Source organism: Microbulbifer maximicatervae (SeqCode) (genome assembly GCF_052467615.1).
In genome coordinates, this window is the sequence record NZ_CP174319.1 from 2,957,710 (window position 1) to 2,977,644 (window position 19,935).

The following is a 19,935-nucleotide window of genomic DNA, read 5'->3' on the forward strand; positions in this document are numbered from 1 at the left end:
AAATCATCAAGATTGAATTAACCACCTAAGCCTTGCGCACTTCAAAATCCGCCATAAATGCCACAAGCGCTTCCACTGCCTCCATGGGAACGGCGTTATATAGCGACGCGCGCATACCACCCACAGAGCGGTGCCCCTTTAAGCTCAACAAACCCGCTTCTTCTGACTCAATCAAAAACTGCTTATCCAGGCGGTCGTCAGCCAACACAAAGGGCACATTCATGCGGGAGCGACTTCCCTCCTCAACCGGACTGGAGAAAAAGTCACTGCTGTCGAGGAAGTCGTACAGCATTTTGGATTTAACATCGGCCTGCTTAGCCATCGCATCAACACCCCCCTGATCTTTCAACCACTGAAAGACAAGACCAGATAAGTACCAAGCGAAAGTAGGTGGCGTGTTATCCATAGAGCCCGCCTCTGCCGCCACCTTCCAACTCAAACTGCGAGGAATATTTTCCAGTGAGCGATCGAGTAAATCATCCCGAATCAAGGCTACAGCGATACCTGAGGGGCCAATGTTTTTCTGCGCGCCGGCATAGATAACGCCGAACTTTTCCACCTCAATCGGTTGAGACAAAATAGTTGAGGACATATCCGCCACTAGCGGGCACTCCACTTCCGGCACATAGCCAAACTCAACACCGCCAATCGTCTCGTTGGGGGTATAGTGGAAATAAGCCGCATCACCACTCGACTGCCAGCTGTCTGCCGCAGGTGCATAGCTGAAGTTGCGATCCTCACTGGATGCAACCACATTTACCTCACCATAGCGACGAGCCTCTTTGATCGCTTTGGCCGCCCAACTACCAGAGTGTATAAATTCAGCTTTGGATGAGCCGGCACCGAGAAGATTCCAGGGCACGGCACTGAATTGCCCAGTTGCCCCGCCCTGAAGAAACAACACTTTGTAGTTGCTCGGCACACTGAGCAGATCGCGGAGGTCCTGTTCGGCCCGCTCAGCTACCTCAACAAACTCTGGAGAGCGGTGGCTGACCTCCATTACAGAGCAACCGAGCCCTTGCCAATCGAGCAACTCCCTTTGCGCCCGCTCCAGTACGGGCTGCGGTAAAGCGGCAGGGCCTGCACAGAAATTAAACTTCCTCATGAGCTGATTTCCACAATACAAAAAAGGTTTCAAATACAACTAGATGTGTCTACGCACAAATTGCCATTCAGAGGGATAGATATCGCGCCTTTAGCGTTTTTCGTGGGAGCCAAAGGCAAGAAAGGCCGCGATAAACGCAGCCTTTCTTAGTGGTCTAGAGCGGTGGGTCACTCTTCCCCACCGTTTTCTTCACCGTCATCTTCGGTCTCTTCAATGCGACCGAGACCAACCAGCTTCTCGCCAGTCTTCAGGCGAATCACTCGCACCCCCTGCGTGTTGCGCCCAAGTACAGACACTTCATCAACACGGGTGCGCACCAGAGTGCCCTGGTCGGAGATCAACATCATCTCCTCACCTGGGTGCACCTGACAGGCCCCAACCAAGGCACCGTTACGTTCACTTTCCGCGATCGCAATAACACCCTGGGTACCGCGTCCCTTGGTGGGGAATTCGCTGATAGCTGTGCGCTTACCGTAACCATTCTCAGTAGCCATCATCACAGAGCCACCCTCTTCAGGGATAACCATAGCGATAACCTGCTGACCTTCCTGCATACGAATACCGCGAACACCACGGGAAACACGGCCCATTGAGCGCACATTGGACTCGGAGAAGCGCGCTGCCTTACCGGCGCTGGTAAACAGCGCTACATCGCGCTCACCATCGGTAATCGCAGTGGCTACCAGGCGATCGCCCTCCTCCAGCTCAATTGCACGCAAACCAACACTGCGGGGGCGGGCAAAAGCGGTGAGGGGGGTTTTCTTCACGGTGCCATTGGCAGTGGTGAAGAAGATAAAGTGATTTTCGTCGTACTCAGACACCGGCATCATGCTACTGATACGCTCGCCCTCTTCCAGGGGCAGCATATTAACCATTGGGCGACCACGGGAGGCTCGGCCAGCGGTAGGCACTTCGTAGACTTTCAACCAGTACACCTTGCCCTTATTGGAGAAGCACAAAAGGGTGTCATGGGAGTTAGCGATCAATAGATGCTCAACGAAGTCCTCGTCTTTTACCTGGGTCGCGGATTTACCCATACCGCCACGGCGCTGGGCCTGGTAATCGGTCAGAGGCTGGCTCTTGGCGTAACCACCGTGGGAGATAGTTACTACCTTGTCTTCCGGGGTAATCAGGTCTTCAACAGTCAGATCCTGGCGAGACGCAACGATATCGGTACGACGCTCATCGTTAAAGTCCTTTGACAGCTGCTCTAACTCTTCGCGGATCACTTCCATCAGACGCTCGAAGCTACCGAGGATATGCAGATATTCAGCAATCTGCTCCAGTCGATCCTGGTATTCTGCCAGCAGCTTATCGTGCTCCATACCCGTCAAGCGGTGCAGGCGCAATTCAAGAATTGCCTGAGCCTGGGCCGGGGACAAGTAGTAAGAATCGTCGCGCAAACCAAATTCTTGCGGCAGATCATCTGGACGGCAGGCATCAGCACCAGCCCGCTCCAGGAACTGCTGTACATTGCCCACAGGCCAGCCTTTAGCCAGCAACGCCTCGCGGGCATCTGCCGGTGTGGCGGAAGATTTGATCAGCTCGATTACCGGATCGATATTGGCGATGGCAATCGCCAGACCTTCCAGAATATGACCGCGCTCGCGGGCTTTGCGCAACAGGTAGACCGTACGGCGGGTAACGACTTCCTGGCGGTGGCGAATAAAGTGCTCGAGCAGCTCTTTGAGGTTCAATACCTTGGGCTGGCCATCGACCAGGGCCACCATATTGATACCGAAGACGCTTTCCAGCTGGGTCTGGGAATAGAGGTTATTCAGAACCACATCACCCAGCTCTCCCCGCTTAAGCTCAATCACTACGCGCAAGCCGTCTTTGTCGGACTCGTCGCGCAGCTCAGAGATACCCTCGATCTTTTTCTCTTTCACCAGCTCAGCAATACGCTCGATCAAGCGCGCCTTATTCAGCTGGAAGGGGATCTCAGTAATAATGATGGTTTCGCGATTGGTCTTGTCATCGCGGATCACATCTGCTTTGGCACGCACATAAATGCGCCCACGGCCAGTGCGGTAAGCAAGGAGAATACCGGCGCGGCCATTGATGATGGCGCCCGTGGGGAAGTCCGGCCCGGGGATGTACTCCATCAGGTCGTCGACGGTCAACTCGGAATTATTGATCAGAGCCAGGCAAGCCTTGATCACCTCACCCAGGTTATGGGGAGGAATATTGGTGGCCATACCTACCGCAATACCGGAGGAACCATTGACCAAGAGGTTCGGCACACGCGAAGGCAATACCTCCGGCATTTGCTCGGAGCCATCGTAGTTATCGACAAAATTAACAGTTTCTTTATCGAGGTCGGACAGCAGTTCGTGGGCCAACTTATCCATACGAATCTCGGTGTATCGCATGGCAGCTGGACTGTCACCATCGATAGAACCGAAGTTACCCTGGCCATCTACCAGGGTGTAACGCATAGAAAACGGCTGCGCCATACGCACAATAGTGTCGTAGACCGCAGTGTCTCCGTGCGGGTGATATTTACCGATTACATCACCAACGACACGCGCTGATTTCTTGTAAGGTTTATTCCAGTCGTTTTTAAGCTCGCTCATCGCGTAGAGCACGCGGCGGTGTACCGGCTTGAGGCCATCGCGTACATCCGGCAGTGCGCGCCCGACAATCACGCTCATGGCATAGTCGAGATAAGACTGCTTGAGTTCTTCTTCGATATTAATCGGAGAGATTTCTTTGGCTAATTCGCCCATGGCTTACGGCGTTCCTTTTATAGCGCGGGCGTACGTACTGTGCCCGGGATAAGCGGGCGATTCTACCATAGTTTGAGATGTTTGGAGCCGCAGGACTCGGAGATATCCAACTGCGGCACAAACCACAGTTGTCGCCCTCATTGACTGCGGCTACAGTAAAACACCCCCACAGCAGCCACCAGATAACTCCTCATGCAACAAGCTGTCGATACCCTGATCCACGCACGCTGGATCATACCCGTCGTACCCGAGAAAAAAGTGTACGAAAATTGTTCGCTCGCAATAGAAAAGGGCAAAATCTCTGCCCTGGTACCCACAGCTGAGGCCTCAATTCGTTTTAGGGCAACAAATGAGATCGACCTGGGGCAACACGCACTAATTCCAGGGTTAATTAATACTCACAACCATGCGCCCATGACGCTATTGCGCGGCTACGCTGATGACCGCCCCCTTAAAGAGTGGCTGGAGCAGCACATCTGGCCGACAGAGCAACGCTGGGTCGGTCCGCAATTTGTAGCTGACGGCAGCCGGCAAGCGATTGCCGAGATGCTGCGCTCTGGTACTACTACTTTTTCTGATCAGTACTTCTTCCCGGAAGCCGTCGCCATTGCTGCGCGGGAGAGCGGAATCAGGGCCCATATCGCCTTCCCCGTGCTGGATGCCCCAACCCCCTGGAGCCGCAATAGCGATGAGGCCTTGCACAAAGGATTGGCGTTACGCGATGATTACCGTGCGCACGATCGAATTGAGGTGGTATTTGCACCCCACGCCCCCTACACCGTGGGGGATAAAACACTGGAAAAAATTGCAGTCTGCTCTGCCGAAGCGCAGATCCCCATGCAAATGCACCTCCACGAGACCCACGCTGAAGTTGAAAGCGCCCTGAACGCTACTGGAGAGCGACCCACCGAGCGGCTATTCCGCCTTGGGTTGCTGGGACCGCAGACACTTTGTGTACATATGGTGGCCACCAACCAGCGAGATATTGAGCTAGTGAGTTCAAGTGGCGCCCATGTTTCTCACTGCCCATCATCCAACCTCAAGCTCGCCTCAGGCTTTTGCCCGACCTATGACATGCTGGAAGCCGGCATCAACGTTTCCCTGGGCACCGATGGCGCCGCGAGCAATAACACCCAAGACCTGTTCTCCGAAGCCAACACAGCCGCACTACTGGCAAAAGCTGTTAGCGGGAACGCAACAGCCCTACCCGCGCATCAGACACTGAGCATGGCGACCATCAACGGAGCCAAAGCACTGGGAATTGAAGATATAACCGGAAGCCTGGAGGTAGGTAAAAGCGCAGACATTGCTGCTATCAATCTCGGCGGTCTAGAACAGCAGCCTTTGCATGACCCAGTGTCCCAGTTGATTTATGCCAACGGAGGACACAATGTCAGCGATGTCTGGGTCGCCGGGCGACAACTTTTAAAGGAGCGCCAGCTACAAACCTTAAACGAAACTGAGGTTATCCAGCGGGCGCAAATATGGCGTGATAGAATCAGCGGAAATTTACGCTAGCTAACTGATTCCGGCCCAATCACTGAAAAATGCCGGTTACGAGCGACGGAGTTTGCAGAGAAGTTCATGAGCAATGTAGATCCCTCAGAAATCGCCAAATTTGAGCAACTTGCCAGCCGCTGGTGGGACAAGGAAGGCGAGTTCAAACCACTACACGAAATCAATCCACTGCGTGCAAATTACATTGACGGGTATGCTCCGGTTGCCGGTAAGAAGCTCCTCGATGTGGGCTGCGGTGGCGGTATCCTGGCTGAAGCCATGGCACAGAGGGGAGCCGATGTTACTGGTATCGATCTAGGGGAAGCCCCACTCAATGTCGCCAAACTCCACGCCCTCGAAAGTGGCGTCAGCGTCAACTATCGCAAAGTGGCAGTAGAGGAACTGGCAGAAGAAGCGCCCGAGAGCTTTGATATTGTTACCTGCCTGGAGATGCTTGAGCATGTACCAGACCCGTCCTCTGTCATTCGCGCCTGCGCGAAACTTGTAAAACCTGGCGGCAAGCTATTTTTCTCTACGATCAACCGCACCCCCAAAGGGTGGCTGTTTGCCGTAGTCGGAGCAGAATATGTCCTACGCTTACTGCCCAAGGGCACTCATGAATACAGTAAGTTTATCCGCCCCTCAGAAATGGGCGCCTGGCTGCGCGATGAGTCCCTGGAAGCGCACGATATAACCGGTATGACTTATAACCCGGTTACCCGAAGCTACAAATTGAACCCCCAGGATGTCGACGTCAATTATTTGATGTATGCCAGCAAACCAGAATAAGTGAACTGCAAAATGAAAGCCGTTTTATTTGACCTGGATGGTACCCTGCTTGATACAGCGCCAGATTTTATTGTTGTTTTAAATCAACTGCGCCAACAGGAACAGTTACCTCCACTGCCTGACGAGACGATCCGGGGAACTGTATCCAATGGTTCCAGGGCGCTGGTGACATTGGGGTTTAACAAAGAAGAAGGTGACCCCGCCTTCCCAGGATTACTGCAAAGGTTGCTAGACCTCTACCTGGCACATCTTGCAGAGAAGACGACCACTTTCCCCGGTATCGACAACCTGCTCGACAACCTGGTTGAAAAAAACCTTCCCTGGGGGATTGTCACCAATAAACCGGAGGCCTACACCACTCCGCTGATGGAAGCCTTTACCCATCTACCGCCAGCCTCTGCAATTGTTTGCCCTGACCACGTCAGCAAATCCAAGCCGGACCCCGAGCCCCTATTTTTAGCCTGCAGCCAGATTGGTTGCGCGCCCGCTGAAGCAATTTATATCGGCGACCACAAGCGCGATATCATCGCCGGACAAAAGGCTGGTATGCCGACTATCGCTTGCGGGTATGGTTATATTGACTCTACAGACAACCCCGCCAATTGGGGGGCAGACCACCTGGTAAATTCCGCCAATGAAATTTGGCCCCTTCTAGAACAACACTATTTTTGAAACTTGAAGTAATACCGGGCACCCAAGCCCGGTGACAGTATCGGGATATTTCATGTCAGACTTTGTTGGCGACTATCAAGCGCCCTCCGACCTATTAAAGAGCAAAATTATTCTTATCACCGGTGCCGGAGATGGCATAGGTAAAACTGCAGCAAAGACTTTTGCCGCTCACGGGGCGACAGTAATTTTGCTAGGCCGTACAACCCCCAAGCTAGAAGCGGTCTATGACGAAATCGAGACTGCCGGCGGACCACAGCCGGCTATTTTCCCCATGGACCTGGGTGCGGCAAAAATAGAGGGTTTCGAGAGCCTCGCAGAAGCTATTCGCAACGAGTTTGGCCGCCTGGATGGACTCCTGCACAATGCCGGCCTACTCGGGCAACGCACCCCTATAGGCAATTACAATTTCAACACTTGGCAACAAGTAATGCAGGTGAATGTTAATGCAGCGTTTGGACTAACAAAGGCAATGCTGCCTCTGCTAGAGGAATCAGAAGCAGGCTCTGTTGTGTTTACAAGCTCCAGCGTTGGGGTTAAAGGGAGAGCCTATTGGGGGGCCTATTCAGTATCGAAGTTTGCCACTGAAGGACTGATGCAGGTACTCGCCGATGAACTGGAAGGGGTTTCCAATACCCGGGTCAACTCCCTAAACCCAGGGGCAACCCGTACAACAATGCGAGCAACTGCCTACCCAGCAGAAAACCCACAGTCGGTAACCTCTGCAGAAGATATTATGCCCACCTACCTCTATTTAATGGGTAGAGACAGTAACGGCGTAAGCGGGAAGCATTTTAGCGCCCAGAAGAAATAGAGACCCCGTCTCCTGGACAAGAATCCGGGCTTCGGTCTCGGGTACTTGTCCATGTAAGCCTTATTGGCATTGCACTTGATAGCTACTCACCGAAGCCCTTGTCATCACTGTCTTTTGAGTCCGCCCCCTCTCCAATTGGAGGCATATGCTCGGGAGCATCGGCAAATACATCGCCTTCAAACTCCATCATATTGGAGCCATCAAACAGCTCTATATCTTGAGCATCTCCCGAGTACTGGTTGTAGTCAACGGACTGATCATCCCGCTCACTAAGCGCGACCCCGACAGCATAAGCTGCAGATCGATCAGATACCGCAAGGCTTATCCCCTCGCAAGACACGTACCCAACCACAACAGCAAACAGTGCTGCAGGTGTTAGCAACCCCTTCATAGTTCCGCCCCTGGATAGTTTAGTTTTATAAAAAATCGCTCAATCGATAGAATTTTCTGCAACTTATTAAGTAGTCATACCCTCCAAACAACAACTACTAAAAACGACAATATTTCACAAACCGAACTCGAGCCCCATATTTTGTGGGCAATCAGCATGTATGGCTCTTCAAATTCTTTCATGCTGACAGCCAAAAAAGTGTGAACTCATCTGCATTTCTATTTGTTTGAGAAGATCTTGTGGGATAGAAGCTGACATGAAACGACTAACTTACTCTGGCAAGTTAACCCACCCGCGGAATAGCGGGCAAAAAATGACTTAGGAAAGAAAAAAAGAGTCCAACAACTAAAATGCCTAATTTCATCGGAATTAGAATTGTTTCAATCACCAAAGGCACTTATCAGAAGCCCCTATTCAAACTGGATAATAGCCGGTTCTGGCGCCAAAATGACAATGAAAGGATCTACTGGAAGGCTGGAATCTCGGTCGCCGCAGAAAAAGCAATGCTTGGCTAATTCTTTATGCCGCCAAAAGATAGTGGCCGAAAAGTAAGAGCAAGCGCGCCCAGTAAAAGCTAGTTTCTAGAGGCGCACATAAAACTCTCCCCCTTTTTCAGACCGGCAAAACCTTCGAGTCTCATTTTTCCCTTCTTAAGCTTACTGATACATCTATAGTAAGTAGAAATAGGCGTCAATCGACACCTTAATAGACTGATCAACAAGTTTCGTTCACACAGCCAACAAAGGTTTAAGCACTTGTCCCGAGAACATTTTTACTCAAGGGATGAAGAATGGCTGAAGGATACAGGCGAACCACTCTCTGACTCCTGCCAGGGTGCCAGCGAGCCCGACCCTCAAGTCGAGCGAGACCCTGACTCGGAAGAGATTCATGCCGCGGGTGATACCCTCTCCGAGAGCGGCACCACCCCAATGCAGAGCTATCTCAAGCATCTCTACAGGCTTGAGCTATTAACTCCGGAGGAAGAGCACAGTACCACCTGTCTATTGCGCGACCTGGAAGAAAAGCTCATTTCCAATCTTCAGGAAAGCGGCACCGAGTTGGTTCAGCTTCGCAGCGAAGGAGTGGAGCAGCGCGGAAGCACAGGCGCCTACGACCATGGACTTATAATTGCCCACACTGAAATCCTACTTGCCAGCAAGTTCCTGGATAGGCGCGGCCGCAGCAGGCTAACCGGACTCCTACAGCGCTTTCAACAACAGCGGAAAAAACTGATCCAATGTAATCTGCGCCTGGTTATTGCCATCGCAAAACGCTTTCGCAACCCATCAGTTCCCTTTATCGATTTAATTCAAGAAGGCAATGTTGGATTAATGAAAGCCATTGAGCGATTCAAACCACAAATGGGATACCGCTTTTCGACCTATGCCTACTGGTGGATTCAGCAAGAAATTCAATTGGCTTTAAGGCGCAATGAAGATCTTGTCCGACAACCAGCCAATGTCCAGGATGATTTAAGAGCGATTTACAGAGCCATTGGTGAAGTACGTGCTCAGGGGCAACCCGCATCCGATGACAATCTGGCCCGCCACACAGGACTAGATATTGAGAGAATCCAGAGCTTATTAAAACTCCCAGGACCAACAGGGTCCCTTGATGACCCAGTCGCAGACGACCAGAGCAGTACCCGACTGGACTATGCACCTGCTGATGAACTTTACAATACGGATGAGCTTGTAACCAACCAGGAGCTAGCTCAACGCCTCCGTGAAGCTGTTGCCCGCCTCCCCGCACGACAAAGGACAGTCCTCAACTTGCGGTATGGATTAATTTCTGACAAGGACTGCTCTTTTCGAGTTATTGGCGAGCAATTGGGGCTTAGCCAGGAGCGCGCGCGACAACTTCATTCTGACGCACTTCGACAACTGAAGCGGCAGTGGCGCTAGAAAAGGAGGAAGTCGATGGCAAGCCCCTCCTGAGAGCTTGCCATCGAACCCTTTCCCACTAGTCTTTAAAACAGTTCTATCAGTTAGTATTGCGAAGTTATGCGTAAGTTAGCGGTCTTCAACGAAAAATACTATGCCTTTAAATGCTGTACCTATTTTTTTGCCGGCGGACTACTTCTAGCCCAACCGACGCAAGCAGAATCCGAGCTCATTGCAAGCGCAGGTAAAGGGTTAGGAAATGAGTTAATGCAGTATCGCTCTATCTCAGCTTCAGAAATGGCTGGATTCAGCTACTCCTATCTACTGTCTTCATTTAGCCTTGGCGACAATTCACTTCAATGGTGGGGACAAGGCAGCTACTCCCATATGCGAATTGAACACCACAGCGAGAAACAGCAACAAAATATTCTCGAAATTAAACCTATTTTGCGCTGGTACCCCCGAGGTGAATTACGGGGTGGCTTTGCTGAAGCAGGCGCAGGAGCATCCTACTTAAGCCAAAAAAACTTTGGTGATATTGGATTGAGCACCAAACTAAATTTTGCCCTGCACTTTGCTTTCGGGTACCGTTTTTCCAGAGGCCACGTCCTTTCTTTAAGGTACAGTCATTTTTCAAACGCCAGAACCAATACACCCAATCCCGGTTTTGATTTCGCCTCTTTGAACGGGCACCTTAACTTTTAGAAATTCAACCTTTTAATACTTTCCAGATTGTTAACGACTAAAATTGCTTTTAATTTAATTAAGTAAGCCCTGAAAAAAGTCTATGGTTTTTCCAGCCGAAGCTGCATAGCTAAACTCTTGAGGATTTAGATTATTTGGCTTGCTTACCAAATTCAAACTCGCTTCCATTAAAGATTTCAGATCACCTTTCTCCACCAGTCCTTCAGGAAAGTGTTTCTGTAAAACCTCCCCCGTACAACCTTCGGAATAAGCGACTACCGGGCGCCCCATCGCCAGCGCTTCCTTCGAATGTTTTGCGTTCCCATCTTTCTCGCTGGCGAGTTGAAAAACCAACTGAGAAGTTGCGTACAGCTCACGCATATCACGGCGTTCACCAAGGAATGTAACCTTACCACCAAGGTCCAAATCTTGTGCGAGCCCTTCAAGTTTTTTCAGATAACGCAAATTATCTTCAGCCAAAGCTCCTATAATCACTCCGTGAAAATCATCGCTTTGTGCCGCAGCCTGGGCCAACAGGTGTAAAAACTCCTCCTGGCCCCCACTTGCAGAGATCTCTCCCGGCATTAACCACCAGTTTTTCCCTTCCAGCTGGGGATAGCTATTCAAAAGCTTCAGTTGCCACTGGCTCGCTACCGGTTTTTCACGATCAAACTCGCGAATATTGATACCGTGATAAATAACCTCTATCGAGTCTTCTGTAATTTTGGGGGAGAACTTCTTCAGGTTCTCTGCAACCCCTCGGGAGCTTGCGATAATTCCATCTCCTGACAGCATACCTTTATTAAAATAACTGTCGGGGAAATCTTGATCCACGAGGGGCACCAGCTTAGGGCGACTTGTAGCTGACTCACTCTTTAAGGCGCGCCAAGCTAGAAAAGCCGTTGAGCGACCATAGGTATGGACAATATCCGGTTGCAACCTTGCGAGAATCTTACGCAGGCGGGATTTGTGCCGCAAAGACCAAATTGACTCACTGATTTTTGGAAAGCTAATAAAGTCACTACCGTGCAAACGAAACCGCGCCTCCAATGGTCCACCAGTAGAAATTACCAGGGACTCGTGGCCTTTTTTGACCAGTTCATTTGCAAACTCAAGCGCAAGAGTTGCTGTGATCCCAGGCTCTAGACTGGGCAAAAACTGTACAACTTTCAATTTGACTTCCGTGAAACAGACCAAAAGGTCTATTTTGACTTCCAATAAGATAATTTCCCAGTAAATCATCACTAATTTACAAGTCAGTGACTTGATGCCTAAAAGCCCCTCTGGTACCTGAAGGTGTTAGTGATAGTATTTGCAAAGGCAAATTACTCAGGGACCCGACAATGCTTCAGCGACAAATAAGTTACTTTCTCGCCTTTACACTGCTTCTACTAACAATAGGAGCTTCAGCCGCTGAGAGCGATAAAGGCATCTTCTGGAAAGCAACTAAAGATGATAAAACCGTTTACTTATTAGGCTCGGTTCACTTGGCAACTGAGGACTTTTACCCTCTTAGACCAAAAATTGAACAGGCCTACTCCAATAGTGATGCCATTGCCGTCGAGGCTGACATTCTCGCTGCAGAAGGCGACAGCCTGTTACAGCAGCGAATCATGATGGAGTCTATCTACCAAGGTGAACGAACTTTAAAAGACGAACTTCCACCCGCGATATACAGCCAACTGAAGTCGTGGATGCGAAAACGTAGTATGCCCGAGGCTATGTTTATCCGGCAGCGTCCCGCCATAGCCATGATCTCTATGAGTATGATTGAGATGCAGGCCCACGGCCTCAACCCAGAACTAGGCATTGATAGGCACTTTTTACAAAAAGCAAAAAAGGATGGGAAATCCGTTCTGGAGCTAGAAGGTGTCTTGCAACAATTCAAGATGTTAAATGACCTGGACAACCCTGCGCTCCTCTTCCAGCAAACCCTTGAGCAAATTGGGGATATTTCAACCTTTTTACCCAAACTTACCAGCGCATGGAAGCGAGGAGATGAAGAAGCTTTGAATCGCCTTATTATCCTCGACGGCCTAACTGAAAACCCTGAATATAAGCCGCTCTATGACACACTTTTTTTTAATCGCAATGAAAGGATGGCTGAGAAAATTGCCCTTAAGGGGCCAAACTACCAGTCTCTGTTTGTCATAGTCGGCGCTGGCCACTTGGTGGGCGAACGCAGTGTTATCGAGTTTCTAGGCGACACTGGTTACAAATTAGAACGCATTTAATCAACTGTCCAGTAACCCTCGGCGCAGATTTTCTGCGCCGTCCCATTCCCCCTCCCCGTCCAAAGTCTTTTCTATTGCTAAACTCGAATAGCACTTTTCCCGTGACCAATGACAACTCTCAACTAGAGGCGTCCGATGAAATGCTGGGGAGCATACTGTGCCATATCAATTCTTTTATTTAGCTTCCCGGCTATTGCTGATGAAGCCGAGACAAAAGGCGGACTGAAAATTGTCTCTGACGATGGGGATTTCTCCGCACAACTCGGCGGAAGGATTCACTTCGATACATACATTTTTGACAAAGACCTAGAAGATCCGGTCAATACAACCGACTTCCGTCGGGTTAGATTGACAATGAGGGGCAAAATCTGGGAGTGGGAATACAAACTTCAGAGAGACTTTGCCACCAGTGGAACCGCAGGGTTGCGTGACGTTTATTTAAGTACAAAGTTCTATACAGGAAAGTTGACTATTGGCAATTTCAAACCCAGTCGATCAATGAGTCAACTAACCAGCTCAAACGACCTCGTACTTATGGAGCGAGCATTTACCAGCTCTGCAGGTATTTACGACGGACGAGGCTACTTACAGGGGATCAAATGGGATAAACAATGGTGCTGCCATACCTTCGGTTTTACCCTGTTCAACTTGCGAAACCCCGGTGACCCACGCAATTCGGGGTTTGGCGCCGCAACTCGATTAACCTGGGCTCCAATCAGCGACTCCATATCAACCGTTCACCTCGGCGTATCCCGTAGTTACGAAAAAGCTAACCAAGATACACCTGATATTATTGCTGAGGTCGCCTATGCGGGCCGGCGGGGGCCAGAGCAACTTATAGCCATCTCACCTGGTGGATCAATTAATTTTTTTGGCGATTTTGGTGACGATGAATTTTTTCTCGGCGACGGTGGGGGGCGGGTCAATATTACCGGTTTCGAGCTGGCTGCAACCTACGGTCCCTTATTTGGTCAGGCGGAATACGCCTACGGGCACTTTTCAGGAAAAATATATCTCTCAGAATTGGTCTATGAAGAGTTTTTCGGTTTGCCTCCGAATTTTTTCTGTGATCCTATCACCGGGTGCTTTATTGGCGGACAGGATGTCCACTCCTGGTACATTTTGGGAAGCTGGGCAATTACCGGGCAGCACAAGCCATATGACGACAAGAAAGGGGTTTTTAAGTCAATTAAACCATCCCCCCCAGAAGGCGCATGGGAAGTTGCCGCAAGATACCAAACCATCGAAAATCGCGATTTCCACCAGCTTCGAGCAAGTAACCTTACGTTAGGGGTAAACTATTACTTCAACCCCAAAGTTCGGGTAATGATGAACATCACCCTAGGCGACAACGATTTTACTGGAGACAAAACCAACCAATTCGCCATACGACTACAAGGGGTTTGGTAGGGGATTATAAAGTGGCTCAAGACAGTCCTTGAGCCACTTTATCAAACGGGCAATTAACCTACTTGCTGTGCCTTAGCTGGGTCAAAAACCTCAACCTCAGCTGATAGTTTTATATCCCGAACCGGGTTTTCAAATCGATTTAATGCGATATTTCGCTGTTCTTTCGCTTTCTCAATATTGGCCTCCTTCACCGGGCCGTAGCCCCGGATGATATCCGGGTATTGAAGTAGCTCAACAGCAGCAGCGTGATTCTGCGAATTTAATTGGCCCAGAACTTTCTTAACCAATTCTTCATATTCGCTAATCAGTGCCCTCTCCATTTTTCGCTCAGCTGTATAGCCAAAAATATCAAGCGCCGATCCGCGCAAGAACTTCAGCTTCGCCAAAACACCAAATGCCTTGTACATCCAACCGCCAAATTTCATTTTGCGGGGACGCCCCAAGCCTTTATCGAAGCGCGCCAATAACGGGGGAGCCAAATTGAACTCCAGGGTAAAGTCACCACTGAAGTTCTCTTTTAGCGATTCGATAAAGCGGCTATCGGTGTATAGGCGGGCCACCTCGTACTCATCCTTATAGGCAAGCAACTTTGCATAATTGCGCGCAACCACCTCAGCCAACTGCACGTTCCCGGGCACTTTTAAGATCTCAGCAGATTTCACCGTATCGACCAAACTGCGGTAACGCTCGGCAAGGTCCGCATTTTGATAACCGGTGAGGTGCCCCACCCGGTGAGCCACGATCGCTTCAAGAGTTTGTGGTACTTCTACTGCAACTTTTTCGTGGGTTAACAGTTTGTCCAGAGCGTTGCGATTTTCTGCCGCCAACCGCCCTGCAGCAAATCCCTGCAGATTACCTTCCACAGCGACACCGTTTAAGCGGATCGCTTCCAGTAGGGAGGCTTCAGTTAGCGGAATCAACCCTTTCTGCCAGGCGTAGCCGAGCATAAAAATGTTGGCGGCGAGCGTATCACCCAGAGCTGCTTTGGTCAGGCGATGCGCTTCTACAGAGCTGAGCTCATTAACCGCGCCACTCACCGTATCCAATACCGCTTGCGGTGAATGGACATCCTCACGCCCGAGAACCGTTGCCGCCGTTGGGCTCAAGTGGGTATTCACTACCGCGCGACTGTGCGATTTATCCAGTTTAACCAAACAAGCTGCTACATTGCCGGCTGCAATCAGGTCGCAGGCCATTAGGGCATCGGCACGACCGTCGGAAATACGTACCGCCTGCAAAGCCTCGGGCGCAGCCGCAAAGCGAATATGGGAGTAAACCGCACCGCCCTTCTGAGCCAATCCGGTCTGATCAAGGGTACTGCACGCCTTGTCTTCGATATGTGCCGCCATCGCTAACAAGGCACCAATAGTCACCACACCCGTACCACCAACGCCGGTAACCAGGAAGTTATACGGCTGCTGTAAGCCCGGAAGCTGCGGCGAGGGCAACTTGGCCGCTTCAGTTCGCAAAACGTCGCCTACCCCGGCGCCCTTGGCAATATTGCCTCCTTTCACCGTGACAAATGAGGGGCAGAAGCCGTTAACGCAGGACATATCCTGGTTACAGCCGGTTTGGTTTACCCTGCGTTTGTCGCCCAGCGCCGTTTCCACTTTCTCAACAGCGATGCAGCTCGACTGCTGGACGCAGTCTCCACAGCCTTCACACACCAGCTCGTTGATAAAGGGGCGCCCCTCGGCTTTAGGCAGTAGCCCGCGCTTGCGCTTGCGGCGCAGTTCGGTGGCACAGGTCTGGTCGTAAATAATAACGGTACAACCTTCAACCTCACGCAGCTCATCCATTACAACGGGCAAGTAATCCCGGTGATGAATTTCAACTTCACCGGGGAAGGACAGCGCACCCTTGTATTTATCCGGGTTATCCATCACCAGGACAACTTTCTGAACCCCTTCTGCCAAAACTTGGCGACAGATCATATCCGGAGCCAACTCACCATCGTGGGGCTGGCCGCCTGTCATGGCGACCGCATCATTAAACAGGATCTTGTAAGTGATATTGACCTTGGCAGCCACGGAAGCACGAATAGCTAAAATACCGGAGTGGAAATAGGTACCATCACCCAGGTTTACAAAGACATGCTTTTCAGTTGTAAACGGCGCCTGCCCTACCCAGTTAACTCCTTCGGCACCCATTTGGGTGAAGGTATAAGTCTCCCTATCCAACCACTGAGCCATATAGTGACAACCAATACCTGCTAAGGCTCGGCTTCCTTCTGGCACCTTGGTGGAACGGTTGTGGGGGCAGCCGGCACAGAACATAGGCAAGCGAGACACGCTTGAGCCCGTCTGCTGGGAAATACGTTCAGCCAGGGCATTGAGGCGCATCAAGCGGTGCTTGCCGCCTTCATCCAACTTGTCCTCACCCAAAACAAAACCCAATACCTGGGCAATAATCGCTGGCGACAGCTCGCCATAAGCGGGCATCAGCGGCTGATCACTATCGTCCACTTTACCGAGAATACGCGGGAAATTTGGGTCCTTCACGTGGACGTTGTACAGCTCTTCTTTCAGCTGTACTTCCATCAAACTGCGTTTTTCCTCAAGCACCAGCAGCGTATCCAAGCCACGGGCAAACTCCTGGATACCCGGCACATCCAACGGGTAGGTCATACCCACTTTAAGGATTCGGATACCGAGCTGCTTGGCCTTCTGCTCATCGATACCCATGTCTTCGAAGGCCTGCATCAAGTCCAGATGGGCCTTACCGGTGGTTACGATACCGAGGCTCGCCTCAGGGTTTTCCAGTACAACCTTGTTGAGTTTATTGGCGCGGGCAAAAGCCAGCGCAGCAGGGCGCTTGTAACGCCACAGGCGCTCTTCCTGCTCGAGAGGGTTGTCCTGCTTGCGAATATTCAGGCCGCCCTCGGGACGCTCAATATCCGGGTAGTGGAATTTAACCCGCTCAGGGTCCACTTCCACGGTCGCAGAGCTATCCATATTTTCTGCCAGGGTGATCATTGCCACCCAGCAGCCGCTAAAGCGAGACAGCTCCAGCCCATAGTGACCATAATCCAACACTTCCTGCACGGTGGCGGGGTTAAGTACTGGAATATGCATATCTACAAAGGCAAACTCAGATTGCCCGGGATAGGAGGATGATTTACAGCCGTGGTCATCGCCGGCAACGATCAGTGCACCACCTTTGGGAGAGGAGCCAGCGGCGTTGGCATGGCGAAATGCATCGCAGGAGCGATCGACACCCGGTGTCTTGCCATACCAAATCCCGCAGACGCCATCCACTTCTGCGCCCTGGAACAAGCCCACCTGCTGGGAACCCCAAACTGCTGTAGCCGCCAACTCTTCATTGACGCCAGGCTGGAAACGGATGTTGTACTCTCCCAGCAGCTTTTTCGCCCTGGATAACTGCAGGTCGTAGCCACCCAAGGGCGACCCCCGATAACCGGAGATAAAAGTCGCGGTATTGAGGCCGCGATCCCGGTCCATTCGCATCTGGTCTATGGGTAAGCGCACAAGGGCCTGGATACCTGAAAGGAGCACACGGCCCTTGAGCATGGTGTAGCGGTCGTCCAATGAAACCTGTTTTTTTACTTGGGAATCCGCCGTACTTTGAGGACTGGTTACTTTTTCAGTCATACACCTACTTCCGGTTAATTATTCTTCTCGAAACCCGGTTCGAGTTATTAGTCATTATTCTTCCGAATAGTCCGTTTTCCGTGGTCAGATACGCCTGTTTTTATATTTGCCGCAAAGTCCCAGAGCGGCTAAGGGCACACTGCACCTATCCCGAAACGGTTTAGTCAGGTCATACTAGTTCGTTAAGCGCAATAGAGCATTGCTTTATTCACGCAAATATGCGTAAATTTGTGATAGAAGTTTCGATATAGATAATTTTTATAGGATAGGAGTCTTTATGAAGCGTTCGACAGACCTGGATGATTTTGACCGTAAGATTCTGCGAGCGCTGCAGGAGAACGCAGATTACTCCATGGCAGAGCTGGGCGATAAAGTCGGTCTTTCGCACACTCCCTGCTGGCGCAGAATCAAGCGATTGGAAGCCGAAGGTATTATCCGTGGCCGTGTTACCTTGCTGGATCCACGCAAATTGGATCTGGGTGTCACCGTATACTGCTACGTTACCATCCACAATCACGATGAGGAATCCCTGAACAACTTTGAATCAGCAGTTCAGGATGTCCAGGAGGTGGTAGAGTGCTATTCCACCAGCGGAGACAAAGACTATGTCCTGCGCGTGGTAGTGGATAGCGTGGAGCACTATGAGCAATTACTGAAGCGCTCCCTGGTACACCTGCCAAACGTGGCCTCAGTCAACTCCACCTTTGCCCTCAAGCAGGTGAAGTACACCACCCAGCTGCCACTTTAAGCCAAAAGTGTGAAAAGTAAAGCCCCTTGCTTTAACGCATGGGGCTTACTGAGAAAATTTCGGTTACTCTGCAAGCTCCCGCAGCGCATTAAGTAAATGATCAAGCGTTTCCTGCAGTGACTTTCTGTCACAACCCACCGTTATTTCAGCATATTGCCGGTAAAGGGCCTGTCGCTCTTCAAATAAGTCCGCAAAAGACTGCCCGGGCGCCTTCGCAATGCCACGGCTTTCATAATTGTGGATACGCCGGCGCAACTCCTCCGCTGAACACTGAAGAAACACTACCACACCCTGACTGCGTAGATTCGCCATGCCCTCTTCGCTATAGACTGCGCTTCCTCCAGTGGCAATAACATCACTGGGGAGGGTGGCCTCAGCTAATACCTCCCCTTCAATGGCGCGGAGATTAAGATAGTCACTTTCAGCCATAATTTGCTGCAAAGTCTTGCCCTCTCTGGACTGGATCAGAACATCAGTATCTGTAAACCCCAGTGCCAGCTCCTTTGCCAACAACACCCCCAGCGTACTTTTACCGGCGCCGGGCATTCCAATCAGGACAATACTTTTTCTTTTTTTCATTTTATTAATACTTGCACATTCAATCGCTACGGCGGGGAAAGAATACCGAGCGCAACCAACCCAATAAGGTGTTCCCACCCAACATCATCTTATCCAATTCATCCAGATTATGCGCTTGGCGAAAGGCATCGGCAAATAATGCCTCGCGGGTAATCATTCGCCGCTTGGGATTAATTGATTTAATGGGTTTTGCCGGATTACCGGCGACAACCGTATTTGCGGGGACATCCTTGGTGACGATACTGCCGGCTCCCACTACAGAATTATCACCGATAGTGACACCTTTGCAGATGGTTGCACTATCTCCAATCCAAACATTGTTACCCAGGCGCACCGGGGAGGTACAACGGAAGGGCCGCGTGCGATTGTAGAGCCCATGCCAATCAGAATCGGAAATATACACATTGGCTGCGATCATACAGGCGTCGCCAATCTCAATAGATTGAGCCGCAGAAATACGTACCCCTGGAGAGATCAATACGAAATCCCCAATAGTAATAAATGCCTCTCCCCCCTTGTGCCCAAAAGTGGTAAAGCGAATACACTTCTCGTTGCTGGAGATTAAGTGAGGATAATTTCCGAGCCGAACATTTCCGCCAAAAACATGGACAGAACCCGGGTCCATTACTTCCGGCTCAACCCCAACCGCATCGAATTGTGGCAGAAGGAAATACTCTGTTCGCCATTTTCGCCAACGCAGCTGCAGTCGCTTGAGCCAATAGGGCCTGTGATCCTTACGCATATTTTAATTTCTACTTATATTTTATGGGATTTACGGAGCCCTGAGTAAAA

The 19,935-nt window shown here is 50.7% G+C and carries 16 protein-coding genes; 9 read left to right on the top strand and 7 right to left on the bottom strand.

What is annotated here, in order from left to right:
- Positions 1 to 25: 25 nt before the first annotated feature.
- Together serC and gyrA are read right to left on the bottom strand one after the other, a co-directional pair.
- The gene (gene serC / locus ACJJIM_RS13100) at positions 26 to 1,105 is read right to left on the bottom strand and encodes a 3-phosphoserine/phosphohydroxythreonine transaminase (RefSeq protein WP_413662673.1); all 1,080 of its coding nucleotides are present in this window, start codon (positions 1,103 to 1,105) and stop codon (positions 26 to 28) included.
- Between the two features lie 167 nt (positions 1,106 to 1,272).
- Positions 1,273 to 3,834 carry a DNA gyrase subunit A gene (gyrA, locus tag ACJJIM_RS13105; RefSeq protein WP_108733855.1) on the bottom strand — a complete coding sequence of 854 codons (2,562 nt, stop codon included), beginning with the start codon at positions 3,832 to 3,834 and terminating at the stop codon, positions 1,273 to 1,275.
- Positions 3,835 to 4,026: 192 nt separating this feature from the next.
- Here gyrA and ACJJIM_RS13110 point away from each other — a divergent pair, with 192 nt between their 5' ends.
- From ACJJIM_RS13110 to ACJJIM_RS13125, 4 genes are all read left to right on the top strand, one after another.
- Positions 4,027 to 5,352 (top strand): TRZ/ATZ family hydrolase, encoded by a 1,326-nt coding sequence (locus ACJJIM_RS13110; protein ID WP_413662674.1) that lies wholly within the window; start codon positions 4,027 to 4,029, stop codon positions 5,350 to 5,352.
- Between the two features lie 66 nt (positions 5,353 to 5,418).
- Positions 5,419 to 6,120 carry a bifunctional 2-polyprenyl-6-hydroxyphenol methylase/3-demethylubiquinol 3-O-methyltransferase UbiG gene (ubiG, locus tag ACJJIM_RS13115; protein WP_413662675.1) on the top strand — a complete coding sequence of 234 codons (702 nt, stop codon included), beginning with the start codon at positions 5,419 to 5,421 and terminating at the stop codon, positions 6,118 to 6,120.
- A 12-nt stretch (positions 6,121 to 6,132) separates the two neighbouring features.
- On the top strand, positions 6,133 to 6,792 hold the full coding sequence (locus tag ACJJIM_RS13120; protein ID WP_413662676.1) for an HAD family hydrolase: 660 nt from the start codon (positions 6,133 to 6,135) through the stop codon (positions 6,790 to 6,792).
- A gap of 52 nt (positions 6,793 to 6,844) precedes the next feature.
- Positions 6,845 to 7,603, top strand: a complete 759-nt coding sequence (locus ACJJIM_RS13125; protein WP_413662677.1) for a YciK family oxidoreductase — start codon at positions 6,845 to 6,847, stop codon at positions 7,601 to 7,603.
- An 82-nt stretch (positions 7,604 to 7,685) separates the two neighbouring features.
- On the opposite strand, the gene ACJJIM_RS13130 is transcribed toward ACJJIM_RS13125, so the two are convergent.
- Complete coding sequence (locus tag ACJJIM_RS13130; protein ID WP_413662678.1) at positions 7,686 to 7,994, bottom strand: hypothetical protein; 309 nt, start codon at positions 7,992 to 7,994, stop codon at positions 7,686 to 7,688.
- A 755-nt stretch (positions 7,995 to 8,749) separates the two neighbouring features.
- On the opposite strand from ACJJIM_RS13130, the gene ACJJIM_RS13135 reads away from it, so the two are divergent.
- Together ACJJIM_RS13135 and ACJJIM_RS13140 are read left to right on the top strand one after the other, a co-directional pair.
- The gene (locus ACJJIM_RS13135) at positions 8,750 to 9,898 is read left to right on the top strand and encodes a sigma-70 family RNA polymerase sigma factor (RefSeq protein WP_413662679.1); all 1,149 of its coding nucleotides are present in this window, start codon (positions 8,750 to 8,752) and stop codon (positions 9,896 to 9,898) included.
- Positions 9,899 to 9,997: 99 nt separating this feature from the next.
- Positions 9,998 to 10,582 (top strand): acyloxyacyl hydrolase, encoded by a 585-nt coding sequence (locus ACJJIM_RS13140; RefSeq protein WP_413662680.1) that lies wholly within the window; start codon positions 9,998 to 10,000, stop codon positions 10,580 to 10,582.
- Between the two features lie 54 nt (positions 10,583 to 10,636).
- Here the strand turns inward: ACJJIM_RS13140 and ACJJIM_RS13145 are convergent, their stop codons facing one another.
- Positions 10,637 to 11,734 (bottom strand): glycosyltransferase, encoded by a 1,098-nt coding sequence (locus ACJJIM_RS13145; RefSeq protein ID WP_413662681.1) that lies wholly within the window; start codon positions 11,732 to 11,734, stop codon positions 10,637 to 10,639.
- A 170-nt stretch (positions 11,735 to 11,904) separates the two neighbouring features.
- Here ACJJIM_RS13145 and ACJJIM_RS13150 point away from each other — a divergent pair, with 170 nt between their 5' ends.
- On the top strand, positions 11,905 to 12,795 hold the full coding sequence (locus ACJJIM_RS13150) for a TraB/GumN family protein (RefSeq protein ID WP_413662682.1): 891 nt from the start codon (positions 11,905 to 11,907) through the stop codon (positions 12,793 to 12,795).
- A gap of 135 nt (positions 12,796 to 12,930) precedes the next feature.
- Positions 12,931 to 14,205, top strand: a complete 1,275-nt coding sequence (locus tag ACJJIM_RS13155; protein ID WP_444911172.1) for an OprO/OprP family phosphate-selective porin — start codon at positions 12,931 to 12,933, stop codon at positions 14,203 to 14,205.
- 53 nt (positions 14,206 to 14,258) lie between these two features.
- Here the strand turns inward: ACJJIM_RS13155 and ACJJIM_RS13160 are convergent, their stop codons facing one another.
- Positions 14,259 to 17,816 (bottom strand): indolepyruvate ferredoxin oxidoreductase family protein, encoded by a 3,558-nt coding sequence (locus ACJJIM_RS13160; RefSeq protein WP_444911173.1) that lies wholly within the window; start codon positions 17,814 to 17,816, stop codon positions 14,259 to 14,261.
- A 277-nt stretch (positions 17,817 to 18,093) separates the two neighbouring features.
- On the opposite strand from ACJJIM_RS13160, the gene ACJJIM_RS13165 reads away from it, so the two are divergent.
- Complete coding sequence (locus tag ACJJIM_RS13165) at positions 18,094 to 18,564, top strand: Lrp/AsnC family transcriptional regulator (RefSeq protein WP_020413378.1); 471 nt, start codon at positions 18,094 to 18,096, stop codon at positions 18,562 to 18,564.
- Between the two features lie 63 nt (positions 18,565 to 18,627).
- On the opposite strand, the gene ACJJIM_RS13170 is transcribed toward ACJJIM_RS13165, so the two are convergent.
- Entirely contained in the window at positions 18,628 to 19,143 is a 516-nt protein-coding gene (locus ACJJIM_RS13170; RefSeq protein ID WP_444911174.1) for a shikimate kinase, read from the bottom strand.
- Between the two features lie 19 nt (positions 19,144 to 19,162).
- Positions 19,163 to 19,885, bottom strand: coding sequence for an acyltransferase (locus ACJJIM_RS13175; RefSeq protein WP_444911175.1), 723 nt, complete (start codon positions 19,883 to 19,885; stop codon positions 19,163 to 19,165).
- Positions 19,886 to 19,935 lie beyond the last annotated feature (50 nt).

What these genes read in the sequence shown, in the direction of transcription:
- gyrA (WP_108733855.1), bottom strand. Translation starts at nt 3,834, where the DNA reads ATGGGCGAATTAGCCAAAGAAATCTCTCCGATTAATATCGAAGAAGAA.
- serC (WP_413662673.1), bottom strand. Translation starts at nt 1,105, where the DNA reads ATGAGGAAGTTTAATTTCTGTGCAGGCCCTGCCGCTTTACCGCAGCCC.
- ACJJIM_RS13175 (WP_444911175.1), bottom strand. Translation starts at nt 19,885, where the DNA reads ATGCGTAAGGATCACAGGCCCTATTGGCTCAAGCGACTGCAGCTGCGT.
- ACJJIM_RS13125 (WP_413662677.1), top strand. Translation starts at nt 6,845, where the DNA reads ATGTCAGACTTTGTTGGCGACTATCAAGCGCCCTCCGACCTATTAAAG.
- ACJJIM_RS13120 (WP_413662676.1), top strand. Translation starts at nt 6,133, where the DNA reads ATGAAAGCCGTTTTATTTGACCTGGATGGTACCCTGCTTGATACAGCG.
- ubiG (WP_413662675.1), top strand. Translation starts at nt 5,419, where the DNA reads ATGAGCAATGTAGATCCCTCAGAAATCGCCAAATTTGAGCAACTTGCC.
- ACJJIM_RS13130 (WP_413662678.1), bottom strand. Translation starts at nt 7,994, where the DNA reads ATGAAGGGGTTGCTAACACCTGCAGCACTGTTTGCTGTTGTGGTTGGG.
- ACJJIM_RS13140 (WP_413662680.1), top strand. Translation starts at nt 9,998, where the DNA reads ATGCGTAAGTTAGCGGTCTTCAACGAAAAATACTATGCCTTTAAATGC.
- ACJJIM_RS13155 (WP_444911172.1), top strand. Translation starts at nt 12,931, where the DNA reads ATGAAATGCTGGGGAGCATACTGTGCCATATCAATTCTTTTATTTAGC.
- ACJJIM_RS13160 (WP_444911173.1), bottom strand. Translation starts at nt 17,816, where the DNA reads ATGACTGAAAAAGTAACCAGTCCTCAAAGTACGGCGGATTCCCAAGTA.
- ACJJIM_RS13165 (WP_020413378.1), top strand. Translation starts at nt 18,094, where the DNA reads ATGAAGCGTTCGACAGACCTGGATGATTTTGACCGTAAGATTCTGCGA.
- ACJJIM_RS13170 (WP_444911174.1), bottom strand. Translation starts at nt 19,143, where the DNA reads ATGAAAAAAAGAAAAAGTATTGTCCTGATTGGAATGCCCGGCGCCGGT.
- ACJJIM_RS13150 (WP_413662682.1), top strand. Translation starts at nt 11,905, where the DNA reads ATGCTTCAGCGACAAATAAGTTACTTTCTCGCCTTTACACTGCTTCTA.
- ACJJIM_RS13110 (WP_413662674.1), top strand. Translation starts at nt 4,027, where the DNA reads ATGCAACAAGCTGTCGATACCCTGATCCACGCACGCTGGATCATACCC.